Annotated in this window: 15 protein-coding genes; 7 read left to right on the forward strand and 8 right to left on the reverse strand. The window is 60.1% G+C overall.

Annotated features, from left to right (window positions below; all coding sequences use genetic code 11):
* Positions 1-30: 30 nt before the first annotated feature.
* The 4 genes from ACXHXG_RS26920 to queC form a co-directional block, all read right to left on the reverse strand.
* Positions 31-1071 (reverse strand): FecR family protein, encoded by a 1041-nt coding sequence (locus ACXHXG_RS26920; protein ID WP_285169805.1) that lies wholly within the window; start codon positions 1069-1071, stop codon positions 31-33.
* A 302-nt stretch (positions 1072-1373) separates the two neighbouring features.
* Positions 1374-2111, reverse strand: a complete 738-nt coding sequence (gene queE / locus ACXHXG_RS26925) for a 7-carboxy-7-deazaguanine synthase QueE (protein WP_457901319.1) — start codon at positions 2109-2111, stop codon at positions 1374-1376.
* Positions 2108-2464, reverse strand: a complete 357-nt coding sequence (gene queD, locus ACXHXG_RS26930) for a 6-carboxytetrahydropterin synthase QueD (protein WP_260304238.1) — start codon at positions 2462-2464, stop codon at positions 2108-2110. The genes queE and queD overlap by 4 nt, the downstream gene beginning before the upstream one ends.
* Entirely contained in the window at positions 2464-3174 is a 711-nt protein-coding gene (gene queC / locus ACXHXG_RS26935; protein WP_285169807.1) for a 7-cyano-7-deazaguanine synthase QueC, read from the reverse strand. Before queC ends, queD begins: the two co-directional genes overlap by 1 nt.
* A 316-nt stretch (positions 3175-3490) precedes the next feature.
* Between queC and ACXHXG_RS26940 the strand changes: the two genes are divergently transcribed.
* Complete coding sequence (locus ACXHXG_RS26940) at positions 3491-4402, forward strand: hypothetical protein (RefSeq protein WP_457901404.1); 912 nt, start codon at positions 3491-3493, stop codon at positions 4400-4402.
* A gap of 107 nt (positions 4403-4509) precedes the next feature.
* Here the strand turns inward: ACXHXG_RS26940 and ACXHXG_RS26945 are convergent, their stop codons facing one another.
* Both ACXHXG_RS26945 and ACXHXG_RS26950 read right to left on the reverse strand, forming a co-directional pair.
* Positions 4510-4677: a hypothetical protein gene (locus tag ACXHXG_RS26945; protein WP_260304240.1), complete on the reverse strand. Its 168-nt coding sequence runs from the start codon at positions 4675-4677 to the stop codon at positions 4510-4512.
* A gap of 116 nt (positions 4678-4793) precedes the next feature.
* The gene (locus ACXHXG_RS26950) at positions 4794-5993 is read right to left on the reverse strand and encodes an ROK family transcriptional regulator (protein WP_260304241.1); all 1200 of its coding nucleotides are present in this window, start codon (positions 5991-5993) and stop codon (positions 4794-4796) included.
* A 210-nt stretch (positions 5994-6203) separates the two neighbouring features.
* Here ACXHXG_RS26950 and ACXHXG_RS26955 point away from each other — a divergent pair, with 210 nt between their 5' ends.
* The 6 genes from ACXHXG_RS26955 to ACXHXG_RS26980 all read left to right on the forward strand — a co-directional run bounded on the left by ACXHXG_RS26955 (position 6204) and on the right by ACXHXG_RS26980 (position 12266).
* Positions 6204-7442 carry an extracellular solute-binding protein gene (locus tag ACXHXG_RS26955; protein WP_260304242.1) on the forward strand — a complete coding sequence of 413 codons (1239 nt, stop codon included), beginning with the start codon at positions 6204-6206 and terminating at the stop codon, positions 7440-7442.
* Between the two features lie 75 nt (positions 7443-7517).
* Positions 7518-8402, forward strand: a complete 885-nt coding sequence (locus ACXHXG_RS26960) for a carbohydrate ABC transporter permease (protein ID WP_260304243.1) — start codon at positions 7518-7520, stop codon at positions 8400-8402.
* Positions 8402-9247, forward strand: coding sequence for a carbohydrate ABC transporter permease (locus ACXHXG_RS26965; RefSeq protein WP_260304244.1), 846 nt, complete (start codon positions 8402-8404; stop codon positions 9245-9247). Before ACXHXG_RS26960 ends, ACXHXG_RS26965 begins: the two co-directional genes overlap by 1 nt.
* Positions 9244-10266 carry an SIS domain-containing protein gene (locus ACXHXG_RS26970; protein WP_457901320.1) on the forward strand — a complete coding sequence of 341 codons (1023 nt, stop codon included), beginning with the start codon at positions 9244-9246 and terminating at the stop codon, positions 10264-10266. Before ACXHXG_RS26965 ends, ACXHXG_RS26970 begins: the two co-directional genes overlap by 4 nt.
* Positions 10267-11196 carry a PfkB family carbohydrate kinase gene (locus ACXHXG_RS26975; protein ID WP_457901321.1) on the forward strand — a complete coding sequence of 310 codons (930 nt, stop codon included), beginning with the start codon at positions 10267-10269 and terminating at the stop codon, positions 11194-11196.
* Entirely contained in the window at positions 11193-12266 is a 1074-nt protein-coding gene (locus ACXHXG_RS26980) for an ABC transporter ATP-binding protein (RefSeq protein WP_457901322.1), read from the forward strand. The genes ACXHXG_RS26975 and ACXHXG_RS26980 overlap by 4 nt, the downstream gene beginning before the upstream one ends.
* 13 nt (positions 12267-12279) lie before the next feature.
* Here ACXHXG_RS26980 and ACXHXG_RS26985 read toward each other — a convergent pair whose 3' ends face one another.
* Both ACXHXG_RS26985 and ACXHXG_RS26990 read right to left on the reverse strand, forming a co-directional pair.
* Positions 12280-13029, reverse strand: a complete 750-nt coding sequence (locus ACXHXG_RS26985; RefSeq protein WP_457901323.1) for a 2OG-Fe(II) oxygenase — start codon at positions 13027-13029, stop codon at positions 12280-12282.
* Entirely contained in the window at positions 13026-13592 is a 567-nt protein-coding gene (locus ACXHXG_RS26990; RefSeq protein WP_457901324.1) for a methylated-DNA--[protein]-cysteine S-methyltransferase, read from the reverse strand. Before ACXHXG_RS26990 ends, ACXHXG_RS26985 begins: the two co-directional genes overlap by 4 nt.
* Positions 13593-13655 lie beyond the last annotated feature (63 nt).

Here is a 13655-nt window from a genome sequence, read left to right on the forward strand (position 1 = left end):
TTGCAGCCATCGCCCGCAACACCGTCTGCGCTACCGATGGTGATGCCCGCCGCCGTGATCGCCATGATCGCCGTGGTCGCCGCCATCATCATCGCCATCGTCGTCCTGGTCGCCTCGGCTGTGATCACCCCATCCGTGGTCGCCTTTGCCGTGATGATCGTGGTGACCGTGATGCTTGCCGTCGTCCCTGTCATGCTCGTGAGGTTTACCCGGCTTGTCAGGTGTGCTTGGCGGGTCTGGAGTGTTCGGCGTGCTGGGTGTTTCGGGCGTACTTGGCGCAGCCGGCGCCTCGGCCCGCGGGCTCGGTGCGCTGGGCGTATTGGGCTGTGCCGGAGCGGGATTATTCGCGGGAACGCTGCGCGGCGATATGCCGTTGGGCCGATCTTTCATCGCCGTCGACAGGCCGCATCCGCCGCCGCCGACAAAGCCCATTCGTCCTGAAAGCTGTTGATCGCCGGAGAGGAACGGCAAGGCTCGCTGATTGCCTAGCGTCTTGAGAACGTCGCGGTTGACCCGGCGCGGATCGCTGATCTCACCGTTGCGTTTGGCAACGACGCAGTCGCATTGCTGCTTCAACTGCTTGCAGCCGCCCGCACCGCAGAACTGCGCCGCGCCACTCAACAGAACGACCGCCGTCGTGCCGTTGGAACCGACATAGAAATCAAATACCGTCCCGCGCACACCGATCGTACCGGCGGGAGTCACGATCTGATAGGCCGAGTGGTTCGAATTTCCGCTCATCCAGCGAAAAGTACCCTTCGCCGCATTTACGGTCAGCTTTTTGACAGAGCCCGAGTCATCGAAGACGAATTTGTCGATGACGACAGAGGAGCCGGCTCCGACAGCCAGTTTCGTGCCATCCCGAAATGTGAACTGTCCAAGGCCGGAAAGGGAGGTGCGAATTTGCTCGTCCCGGTGGACGGGATCATCGACCTCCATCGGGCCGCCTTGGCCCGTGACCTCGGTTTTGATCAGCACCGCCTGGCCGACCTTCTCGGCGGCTGTCAAAGGCAAGGGCGCGAGCAGCATGACGCCCAGTACAGCGATCACGGTGTCACGCGGATACAACATCCGACCCTCCAAGATTATCCATGTTTTACCATAGGATAATCTCGAACGTCCCATCATCCTTTCTGAGTATAATCGGCATAGCCTGAATTATTGACGGGTTATTTTTGGCCAAAAATCGGGCGAAATCTACCGCTGATATTCTCGCCTAATCTTCGTGGAAAAGATTATACACAACCTATCCGATGATGCGGCTAGCCGAATTCTTCAGCAGCGCTCACCTGGGGAGACCGGTACTGTACCCCGATTGCCGGGCTCGACCGATTCTAGGCAATACCGCCTCTGCGCGCCCAACAGAGCCGGCACTAAACGCCGCGCTTGTTCCCCCAAAGCAGGACATGCAACTGCGGCAGAACCCGAGCTTCGAACCATCTGTCTGATGTCACCTTGTCCACTAGCCAGCGCATTCGATCCATGATGCCGTCGATATCGATCGATGCGTCGTCTGCTTCAGGCGGAGGCGGCGTATGGTTGCCGGGCTGCAGATAGACCGGCAGGTGCGGAAAACGGGCGGCAGCATCGCGCGCATAAGCATAATCGCGGTCATCGAAAACGACGATTTTCAAGGCGATCTGCGGTCTCGCCCCCGCCTGACGGAGACAGTCGGCAAGCGCATCCCAATCCGTCACCATGCCGCTCGAAGGCGGCTTGGGGCTTAGCACCAGCACGTCGAGATCGGCGAACCAGTCCTTCGCGATGCTCGCCTGCGTTTCCAGCGCAAACCTGTAGCCTTGAGCATGGCCGCGAGCGATCAGCGGCCCGAGAGGCTGAATCGCGGGATTGCCGCCCGAAAGCGAAACCGTTAGCGGCTTGCCTCCGGAAAGCCGGGTCACCTCCTGCCAGATCTCGTCAACCGACATCGGCTGCCATTGATCGCGATATTCGCTGTCTACCGCATGCAGCGTATCACACCACGAACAGCGGTAATCGCACCCCCCGGTCCGGACGAACACAGTCGGAAGCCCGATCAATATCCCCTCGCCCTGGATTGTAGGCCCGAATATCTCGCTGACGCGGATCGTGGTTTCGCGCGCCTCGCTCATGGCCGGTATTCCGCCCAGGTCTTCGGCGTCTCGCTGATGCGCACCGCCGAAATTTCGGGCAGGCGCTGCTTGCACCAGTCGTAGAAATGCTTGGCCAGATATTCCGACGTCACGCGGTCATGGCCGAGAACCTCGTTCAGATGGCGATGGTCGAAATGCTCGTCGATGTAGCGCTTCAGTGGCGCAAGCTCATGATAGTCGCGGACGAACCCGTCAGAATCGAGTTCGGCGGCAGAAAGCTCCACCTCGACGATATAATTGTGCCCATGTAGCCGGGCACATTGATGATCGGCGGGAAGGTGGGCGAGCTGGTGCGAGGCGGAGAAGTGAAATTGCTTGGTGATGCGGAACATTACTTCACCTCCTCGGCCGAGTAGCCTGCCGTCGCCGCCACCCAGAAGTCTGGATCGTCATATTCTGTCGGATCTTCGACACCGGCGAGATGGAAGGCTTCGCGCCGTTCGACGCAGGTGCCGCAGCGGCCGCAGTGACGAATGCCGCCCTTGTAGCAAGACCAAGTCTCGGCAAACGGCGTGCCGTTCTTCGCGCCGTCAGTCACGATGTCGGCCTTGGAGACGGTGACATAGGGCGCATAGAGCGAAACGCTGGCGTAGCCATCCAAGGCATGGTTTTGCATCTGCTGAAACGCGTCGATGAAGCCCGGCCGGCAATCCGGATAGATGAAATGATCGCCGCCATGAACGGCAACGGCGACGGCATCCGCTTTCTGCGCGGCGGCAAGGCCGCAGGCGATGGCGAGCATAATGGCGTTGCGGTTCGGAACCACCGTCGCCTTCATCGTTTCCTCGGCATAGTGTCCGTCCGGCACCTCGACGTTATCCGTCAGGGCCGATCCGGTCAGGTGCCTGCCGATGGCGGTGATATCGATGATGTGATGCGGTACGCCAAGCCGCTGGGCACAGGCGGCAGCGAAATCCAGCTCCTTACGATGCCGCTGGCCATAGTCGAACGAGACGAGGCCGATGAGTTGATGTTCCGCTGCGATCTTGTGAGCGAGCGAAACGGAGTCCAATCCGCCGGAGCAGATGACGATAGTCTTCATAATTTGAGGTCCCTTGTTTTGACCGGGTGGGCTGCGACCGGATATCTGAGCCTTTCAAAGCTATGCGGGGGTCACTAGCAGCACATCCCGAAAGAAGCAAGGCAGCTCGATCATTCCGATAAGATCGCAATATGACGGCCCTTGCATTGGCGGATGCCGACATAATGCTCGCGCAGAGTTGACCGCCCCCTGGTTTTCGACGCCTGCTTCGCGGTCGACAAGCCAAACAAAACTTTGGTATTTAAAGAATACCATTAATTAAATATCGAGCCGATGATCCGGCCGATCCTGAATTATTGAAAGAATGTTGGCACTTATGGCCTTCACGGCAAAAGAACTCAGTCAAAATAAACATTTTCTGTCCGCTATATTGCATAGCGCGCATGAACTGATGGCGATCTACGACGAGAATCCGCGCATAGCCTCGATCTTTGCCGCGCAGCAAAGATGGCTTCTGGCGCATGCTGGCTATGCTCTCTTTCTCGGCTATCCGGATGATCCCACCCCGGCGCTCTACACCGGCAGGTTTGTCGATTTCGCGGTCAAGCATAAGATTGCAAGCCGCAATACGGCGGCGGCATTCCTGAAGGAAATGATTGCTTACCGCTTCGTTCGGCCGATCGCCGGCGGTTCCGACCGCCGCATCATCTTGCTTGAGCCCACCGAAACGACCCGCGAATATATGGCCCGCTGGATCTACACGCATCTGCTGGTTCTGGATGCCCTGGACGGCGGCGACAGGATGGCGAGGACGACCGCCGATCCCGCTTCGGTGCTGCGAATGCAGCCGAAGATCGCCAAGATGATCCTGGATAGCGAAAGCCTGCAGAATCCCGGAGTAACTTTCGCTCTGTTCAACTGGGCGACCTCCGGCGGCGTCGTGATGGACTATCTCATCTCCCGAATCAGCAAGATTGATCCAGGCTCAGACAGGGTCCTGATCGACCCCATCTCGCCGAAGGTCATCCAGAGCCAGTTCATGATTTCGAGTACTCACCTGAAGCGGCTCTTGAAGCAGGCGACAGAACTCGGAAGCGTCGGCTGGGCCGGCGCTCCGGGCAAAAGCAGCTTCTGGCTCTCCCGAAACTTCGTCTCGGAATACTGGAACTATCAGGCCGAGAAATACGCGATCGTCGACACCGTCAGCCAAGCGGTCCTCGACCAGCCGGATCATTCAGCTCTGTCTGACGAAGAGCCTCTTTCTTATGCGCTCGCAAAGTCCGCATAAAGGAATGGGAGGCCAAACGGGACCCGACCGGTTCGGATCCCAAGCGCAAAGCATTTAAGATGGAGTCTGCCCACCCTGAGGATCGACGCAGCTATGCGCGGTGGTGCTTAGCGTGTGCTGAGGCCGTTGGCCGGTGCGGAGGCGATCTTATCGGCTCCCTCAATCTCCGGCTCGAGCTTCGGCGAGCGCTCGGCCTGCATCACCCGCCACTCGTTTTCCAGACGATCGACCACATGCACGGGTATTTCCTTCCGCACCGTTTCACGCTCTTGCATCGAGTTCTCCCTGACGTTGATGATCTTTGAATGCCACGGGAGAAATGCTTTGTAAATCACAGCATTAAAAAGTTTAAACGATTGAATTTATTTTAATCGATTAAAGCTGTGGATGCTTAGTCTTTCAAAATCGCAGCATAGCGGGGATCGAATTCCCGGCTGATCGGTCCGGCGGCCGCTCCAAGTGCGACGGACCAAGGGTCGGCTATCCCGATCTGCAGGCGCGCAACCGTACGATCCCGACGCTCGGCGATCGACGGCAGCAACGGCCCCATGGCCGCTATGAGCCGGTCCACCAAAATCCGCGGTGCGCTGCCGCATAAAATGACGGTCTGCGGATCGAAGATGGTTTCGATTAGATGCACGCTCCATCTGAGATCCGAGGCAGCGGCTTCGATCCATTCAATGATCCTGCGGTCATCGGCCGATACGAGATCACGGATCTTGGCATAAAGCTCCGGATCGGCCGGATCGAGAGACAGATATTGATAGAGTGAAGCGAGCGACGCGCGATGCTCGAGCGGGGTCGACTTGCCTCCGACCGTAAGCAAGGCCATCCCGATTTCGCCGGCATTGCCGTTCGCGCCGGTATAGAGCTCGCCGCCAAGAATGAGGCCGGCACCGATGCCGTAGCCGACATAGAGGCAAACCGCGTGATCCAGCCCGTGCGCCGCGCCGACCATTCGTTCGGCAATCGTCGCCGCGGCGGCGTCGTTTTGGATACTGACGTCGAGGCCGGTGCCGACGGCGAGGGTTTCAAGCAACGGAAACTTCTGCCATGCCTCCATCATCCAGGGATCGTCGCCGTTGCCGGCTAGGCCGAAGGGGCCTGGCATCGCCGCACCGAGGCCGACTAGCCGCTGCTCGGATTGCGTCGCGACCTCCGCCAATCGCTGCCGGACATCAGCAACAAGATCGAGTACGACCTTTGCGCCCGTCGCCGGTCCACCCGAGGGAAGCTTCGCCTCCAGCCGGATCAGCACATTTCCAATGAGATCGACGGCAATTGCTCTCGTCATGTGCCGGTCGATTTGCAGGCCGATCGCAAATGCACCTTCCGGGACCAGAACATAGGGCGTCGAAGGCTGCCCACGCCCCCTGCGGACCGTCTGCTGCGATGTCACTAGGCCGTCGCGTTCAAGTTCGTCGATGATGTTGGAAACCGTCTGCTTCGTCAGCCGCGTCGCGCGCGCCAGATCCGCCCGTGAAAGCGCTCCATTGATGCGCAATGCATCGATCATAACTCGCCGGTTATGGGCGCTGGTGCCTTCATGATTGGTGCCGCTCTTGGCGCGGATCGGGCGCGTATCGTTCATGTGCAATTCCCTCTTGACACCAGTAGAATATTGAAGAAGTAATTAAGTCAAGACAATTGACTTAATAAGAAACCGGAGAGTTTCGTGGGAACAAGGGCCCGACTATGATCCGAAGAGATCAGGCATCCGATACCGGCTGCCTTCTCAACAACCGATCGCGACGCAAGCCGCCATCGGAAACGACGTGACAGTCAAAAACTGGAGGGTGGAATGTTGAAATCCATAAGCAAGACGTTGTTCGGAGCCGCGCTGATCGGCGCATCCTTCGCATCGCATGCATTTGCCGAAACGACGATCAACGCACTTTTCATGGCCCAGGCCGCCTATAGCGAAGCCGACGTGCGCGCCATGACCGATGCCTTCATCAAGGCTAATCCCGATATCAAGGTCAATCTCGAATTCGTTCCCTATGAGGGCCTGCACGACAAGACCGTGCTGGCACAGGGCTCCGGCGGCGGCTATGACGTCGTCCTCTTCGACGTGATCTGGCCCGCCGAATATGCCACGAACAAAGTGCTCGTCGACGTGTCCTCGCGCATTACCGACGACATGAAGAAGGGGGTGCTGCCCGGCGCCTGGACCACCGTTCAGTACGACGGCAAATATTTCGGCATGCCGTGGATTCTCGATACGAAATATCTGTTCTACAACAAGGAGATCCTGGAAAAGGCCGGCATTAAGACCCCGCCGAAGACCTGGGACGAGCTGACCGAACAGGCAAAGGCCATCAAGGACAAGGGCCTGCTCGCAACGCCGATCGCCTGGAGCTGGTCGCAGGCCGAAGCCGCGATCTGCGACTACACGACGCTCGTCAGCGCCTATAAGGGTGATTTCCTGAAGGACGGCAAGCCAGCCTTCCAGACCGGCGGCGGTCTTGACGCCCTGAAATACATGGTTTCGAGCTACAAGTCCGGGCTTACCAATCCGAACTCCAAGGAATTCCTGGAGGAAGACGTCCGCAAGGTCTTCGAAAACGGCGATGCCGCTTTCGCGCTGAATTGGACTTACATGTACAACATGGCGAACGATCCAAAGGACAGCAAAGTGGCCGGCAAGGTCGGTGTCGTGCCGGCGCCGGGCGTTGCAGGTAAGAGCGAAGCCTCTGCCGTGAACGGTTCGATGGGCCTCGGCATCACCTCCGCCAGCAAGCATCCGGACGAAGCCTGGAAATACATCAGTTTCATGACCTCGCAGGCGACACAGAACCAGTACGCCAAGCTCAGCCTGCCGATCTGGGCATCCTCCTATGTGGATCCGGCTGTCACCAAGGGACAGGAAGAACTGATCGCGGCAGCAAAGGTCGGCCTTGCAGCCATGTACCCGCGCCCGACGACGCCGAAATATCAGGAGCTTTCGACAGCACTTCAGCAGGCGATCCAGGAATCGCTGCTCGGCCAGTCCTCGCCGGAAGATGCGTTGAAGTCGGCTGCCGACAACAGCGGTCTCTAAGATCGTCGTCAACGGGCGACGCAAAGCGCCGCCCGTTTCCAATCCAGTCCGACAAATAAAAAGGGTGGCCTAAAAATGTCCGGCACCTGGATGACAACCCGCGCGTGGCTTTTGATGCTGCCGCTCCTCGTGGTGATGATCGCCGTCATCGGATGGCCCCTGGTGGATACCGTCCGTCTCTCCTTCACCGATGCCAAGCTCGTCGGCACAGAAGGCAGTTTCGTCGGGATCGAGAACTACACGAAGATGATTTCCGGTTCGAATTTCCAGCGGACCCTCGTCACGACCGCCTTGTTTGCGATCATTTCCGTTGCCGCCGAGATGGTGATCGGCGTGCTTGCCGCCTTGCTGCTCAATCAGGAATTCCGCGGCCGCACTGCGCTTCGCGCATTGATGATCCTGCCTTGGGCTCTGCCGACCGTCGTGAACGCGACACTCTGGCGGCTGATCTACAATCCGGAATATGGCGCCCTGAACGCAGCGCTGACGCAACTCGGCCTGATCGACGCCTATCGCTCCTGGCTGGGAGAACCCGGCACCGCACTTTCGGCATTGATCGTCGCAGATTGCTGGAAGAACTTTCCTCTCGTCGCGCTGATTGCACTGGCGGCCTTGCAGGCGGTTCCGCGCGATATCACCGCCGCCTCGCTGGTCGACGGCGCCGGACCGATCGCCCGCTTTCGCTTTGTGATCCTCCCCTATCTCGCGGGACCGCTGATGGTGGCGCTGGTGCTGCGAACCATCGAAGCCTTCAAGGTCTTCGACATCATCTGGGTCATGACGCGCGGCGGTCCGGCAAATAGCACGCGCACATTGTCGATCCTCGTCTATCAGGAGGCTTTCTCCTTTCAGCGTGCCGGGTCCGGCGCGTCGCTGGCGCTGATGGTGACGCTGCTGGTGACCGTGCTCGCCGCCGGCTATGCCGCATTGGTGCGCAAGACAGTGGGGAGTGCTGCCTGATGGAGCGCAGGAACCCGATCTTCACCATCTTCATCTACGTCGCGGCCGTGCTGCTGGCCGCCGTCATCCTCGCCCCGATCCTCTGGCTGTTCGTCATGAGCATCTCGCCGGCCGCTGATCTCGCAGCGAAACCGCTGCGCTGGTGGCCGCAGACGGCCGATTTTTCCCGCTACCGGTTGCTGTTCTCGACGATCGAGAATAGCACCGGCGCCGCCTTCACCTCCTCGCTGCGCAACAGCATCGAAATCGCCGCCATGGCAACGATCGCGGCTATCGCGCTTGCCATTCCGGCGGGCTGGGCGGTATCGCGCACGCCGTCCGTCGGCTGGTCGCTTTCCCTGGTGATCGCCACCTACATGCTGCCGCCGGTCGCGCTCGCCGTGCCGCTCTATATGGGCCTTGCCTATCTCGGCATGCTCAACAATGTCTTCGGGCTTGCGCTCGTCTATCTCACGATCCTCGCTCCGTTCACGACCTGGCTCATGAAATCCGGATTTGACTCCATTCCGAAAGAAATCGAATCCGCCGCCATGATCGACGGTGCCGGCCTGTTCCAGACGCTGAAGATCATCACGCTGCCGCTTGCCATGCCGGTCATCGCGACATCGGCGCTCTTCGCGTTCCTGCTGGCCTGGGATGAATTCTTCTATGCGCTGCTTTTCACTTCGGACCAGCGAGCGAAGACTCTGACCGTCGCCATCGCCGATTTGGCGGGCGGACGTGTATCCGATTACGGACTGATTGCGACCGCCGGTGTGCTTGCCGCCCTGCCGCCGGTGCTGGTCGGTCTCGTCATGCAACGTGCCCTGATCTCGGGGCTGACAAGCGGCGGCGTCAAGGGATGACCATGACCGGACAAAAGACACGACCGACGGGGCTTGTTGCGATCGATCGCGAAATGGCACGCCAGCATGCGGACGCCATCGCGTCCTACGAAGGCGCTGGCGAAATGGCCGCCAAGGCCGCCGCCTCGCTGCAGAAGACGGGTAAGCTCATGCTTCTCGGCATGGGAGGATCGCATGCCGTCAATCGCGCGGTGGAACCACTCTATCGCGCTTTGGGTATCGATGCGATCGCAGCGCCGCTTTCCGAACAGCTCGGCCAGCCCTTGTCATTGGAGGGGCGGACGATCTTCGTAACCTCCCAATCCGGCGAAAGCGCCGAAGTGGTTCGTTGGTTCAATGAGACCGGCGGCACGGACGAGACATTCGGGCTAACGCTCGAAGGCAACTCTTTCCTGGCAAAGGCTGCATCGTCCTTGGTCGGCGCGGGCGGCACGGAACTGGCCTTTGCCGCCACCCGCAGCCTGACCGTCACCTTCGCCCTGCATCTCGCCGTCCTTGCCGCGCTTGGCGAAGACCCGGCGGCCGCACTTGCGGTGCTGAAAGCGCCTCAGGACATCAATATCGCGGCCGCACTCGCCGCACTCGCGAATGTCGAAACGATCGTGACGTCCGGTCGCAGATTGCAGGGCGTCGCCGAAGCGCTTGCATTGGGTTTGACGGAGCTGTCCCGCCGCCCGTGCTTTTCGCTCGAAGGCGGACAGCTTCGGCACGGACCGATGGAAATGCTCGGGCCAAACATTGGCGCCGTTCTGTTCCGCGGGCGCGACAATACGGCAGGCCTCGTCACCGCGATGATCGCTTCCGCGGTCGAAACCGGTGCGTCGACCGTCGTCTTTGATGCATCCGGCGAGGAGCCGGTGGCGGGAGCAGTGACGCTTCGCTTCGAGCCGGCGACCGGCCTTGCAGCAATCTTCGCGATGCTGCCCGTCGCGCAACGTCTGATGATCGCCTTTGCCGAAGCCCGCGTCGACAATGCCGGAACGCCCGTCCGCTCGACGAAAATTACGCGGAGTGAATGAATGAAGCCGCTTGCAGTCATCGGCAATGTCAATGTCGACTTGATCCTTGGGCCGGCCGCACCTTGGCCGAAGGCGGGCACCGAGATCATCGTCGACCATGACGAATTGCGTGTCGGCGGCGCGGCAGGAAATAGCGCGCTTGCCTGGGAGGGCATGGGCGTCAATTTCGAGATCGCGGCGAATGTCGGCAACGATCAGTTCGGCCGCTGGCTGAGCGAAGCCTTCGGCGAACGGGCTGCGAAATGGCCGGTGCGACCGGAAGGCACGACGCTTTCGGTTGGGATCACCCATCCGGACGGCGAACGCACGTTCTTCACGACGCGCGGCCACCTGCCACGTCTCAGTCTTGCCGATGTCTTTGCCGTTCTTGACGGATCAACGCTTTCCGGCGGTTACGCCCTTCTTTGCGGCCCCTTCCTGACCGACGATCTGACGCGGGATTACGACGCATTGTTCGCGTGGGCCGATAAGCACGGGATCACGGTCGCACTCGACACCGGATGGCCGCTCGATGGCTGGACGGATGAAAATTGCGCCGCCACGCGCGGCTGGCTGTCGCGCTGCGGTATTGCCCTGTTGAATGAGGTGGAATCGACCACGCTCGCTGGTCTGGACGACCCGGCAGACGCCGCGCGCCATCTTCGCTCGCATATGCCGGACGGAGCGATCGTCGTCGTCAAACGTGGCCCCGATGGCGCAATTGCCATCGGCAGAGACGGCGCACTCGTTGTGGTCCCTGCACCTCAGGTGAAAGTCGTGGATACGATCGGCGCCGGCGACGTCTTCAATGCTGCATTTCTGGCCGCGCTTGCCCGCGGTGAGATGCTTTCCACCTGTTTAGCTGCGGGAACGGAGGTCGCATCGCGCGCCATTTCCACCCTTCCCCGCAGCTATGGCGAGCTCAAGGCTACCAAGGAGGCCGCACGATGAGCGCGCTCGAGATCCAGAATATCCGCAAGACATACGGCCAGGTCGAAACGCTGAAGGGCATTGATATCGCGCTGGAAAGCGGCGAATTCCTGGTGCTGCTCGGCTCTTCCGGCTGCGGCAAGTCCACGCTGCTGAACATCATCGCCGGTCTTGCCGAGGCGACCAGCGGCGATGTGCGGATTGGTACGCGCTCGGTACTTGGCGTGCATCCCAAGGACCGCGATATCGCCATGGTGTTCCAATCCTATGCGCTCTATCCAAACTTGACGGTCCACCGCAACATCGGCTTCGGTCTTGAGATGCGCAAAGTGCCGGCGGCAGAGCGCGACAAGGCCGTGCGCGAGGCTGCTAAACTGCTTCAGATCGAAAATCTGCTGGAGCGCAAGCCAAGCCAGCTTTCCGGCGGCCAGCGGCAGCGTGTTGCGATCGGCCGCGCGCTCGTGCGCAAGCCGGAAGTCTTCCTTTTCGATGAGCCGCTTTCGAACCTCGACGCCAAGCTGCGCATGGAAATGCGCACGGAACTCAAGCGTCTTCATCAGATGCTGAAGACCACAGTGGTCTACGTCACCCACGATCAGATCGAGGCAATGACGCTCGCCACCCGGATCGCCGTCATGCGGGACGGACGGATCGAACAATTGGGCACGCCGGAGGAGATCTACAACAGTCCCGCAACGCTCTATGTGGCAACCTTCGTCGGCGTACCGCCGATGAACCTCTTGAAGACCACGGTTCGCCCCGAAGGATTGCAGTTGCAAGGCGCAGGCACTTGCCTGCCGCTCCCCGAACGCTTCAAAGGCAAGGTCAAAGAGGGCCAACAACTTGTTCTCGGCATACGGCCGGAGGCATTGCGCCTGGAACAAGCCGCTTTATGGATCGAAGTCGTGCCTGAAATTGCGGAGCTGACCGGGCCCGAACTCGTCGTCACCGCCATCGCCGGAGATCAGCGACTGACGGCTTGCCTCCCTCCCCGCACGCCAATCGACCACAATGGCAAGCTCACGCTATTCTTCGGCGATGAAGCGATACATCTTTTCGACGCGGAAACCGGGCTTAGCTGCCTTCGATAGGCCAGATGGACCACTATTTTGCATCGTGAAAAATGATGCCGACGGTATGGCGCATGCCTGAACGAAGACGGCTGACGCCATGCCGGAGGTTGACGCGGTAATTCCCCTTGGAGCCCTGGACCGGACGATTGTGGACCGCGAAGGCCACCGCATCACCCTGGCGCAGCGGCACCACCTCGGCGCGACTTTGCATCCGCGGACGCTGTTCCGTCAAAACGAACTCGCCGCCTGTGAAATCCCTCCCCGGTTCGGAAAGCAGGATCGCCACCTGCAACGGGAATGCGAGGTCGCCGTAGAGATCCTGATGCAGGCAATTGAAATCGCCTGGGACATATTGCAGCAGCAGCGGCGTCGGCCGCGTCTGGCCCGCATCATGGCATTGCTTGAGGAAGTCCGCATGATCTGCGGGGTAACGCTGATCGATGCCCATGCGGCCGTTCCAGTCGTTGGCAACCTCGGCCAGCCGCGGATAGAGCGCGGTGCGCAAACCGCCAAGCAGATCGGGCAGCGGATATTTGAAATAGCGGTATTCTCCTTTGCCGAAGCCATGCCGCGCCATATGAATATGGCTGCGAAAACGCTCTTCCTGCGGATAAAGGCCGGCAATCTCCCGGCACTCCTCGGGCGACAAAAGCTTTTCCATGATAGCGCAGCCAAACCCGCTCAGCTCCTCTGATAGCTTCTGCCAGTTATACGCGGCGACACGCGCCTCTGCGGAACGTGCCGCGGAGGCCGATGGATTGAGCTTCGAATGAGCGTTCACGACTTGGCTTCCTTCTCGATGAGAGCGCGCTTTCGTTCGATGCCCCAGCGATAGCCGGACAACGTACCATTGCTGCGAACGACCCGATGGCAAGGTATGCCCAAGGCGATCGCGTTTGCCGCGCAAGCACTGGCGACGGCGCGAACGGCCTCCGGCTTACCGATGCGTCGGGCAAGCGCAGCGTAGGTGACCATGGCCCCGCAGGGGATTGCCCGAAGGGCATCCCACACCCGGCGTTGGAACGGTGTGCCGCGCCGCATGTCGAGCGGCAGATCAAGCCCGGCATCCGGTCTCTCGATAAACCGAACAACCTTGTCGATATCGTCGCGGAGGCGCGCTTCGTTTGAGATCAGTTTGCTCGTCGGAAAGCAGGCGGCGAGATCCTCGGTCAGTTCCTCACCATCCGACGCGATCAGGATAGCACAGACGCCGAGGGCGCTGCGAGCAACGAGAATTTTGCCCAATTCACTATCGCCGATCGAATAGGCGATATCGTTTGAAGCTTCTACGCTCTTCGTCGAGAGCTTGGGCCGCGAGGCGGTTTCCATGTTGATGACGTTCATTGGCTTAACTCCATGATCTTTCTGATGACCATAGAGCCGCGGCCATTCCTCCTCACTCCGGTC

The organism is Rhizobium sp. LEGMi-198b, assembly GCF_054114205.1.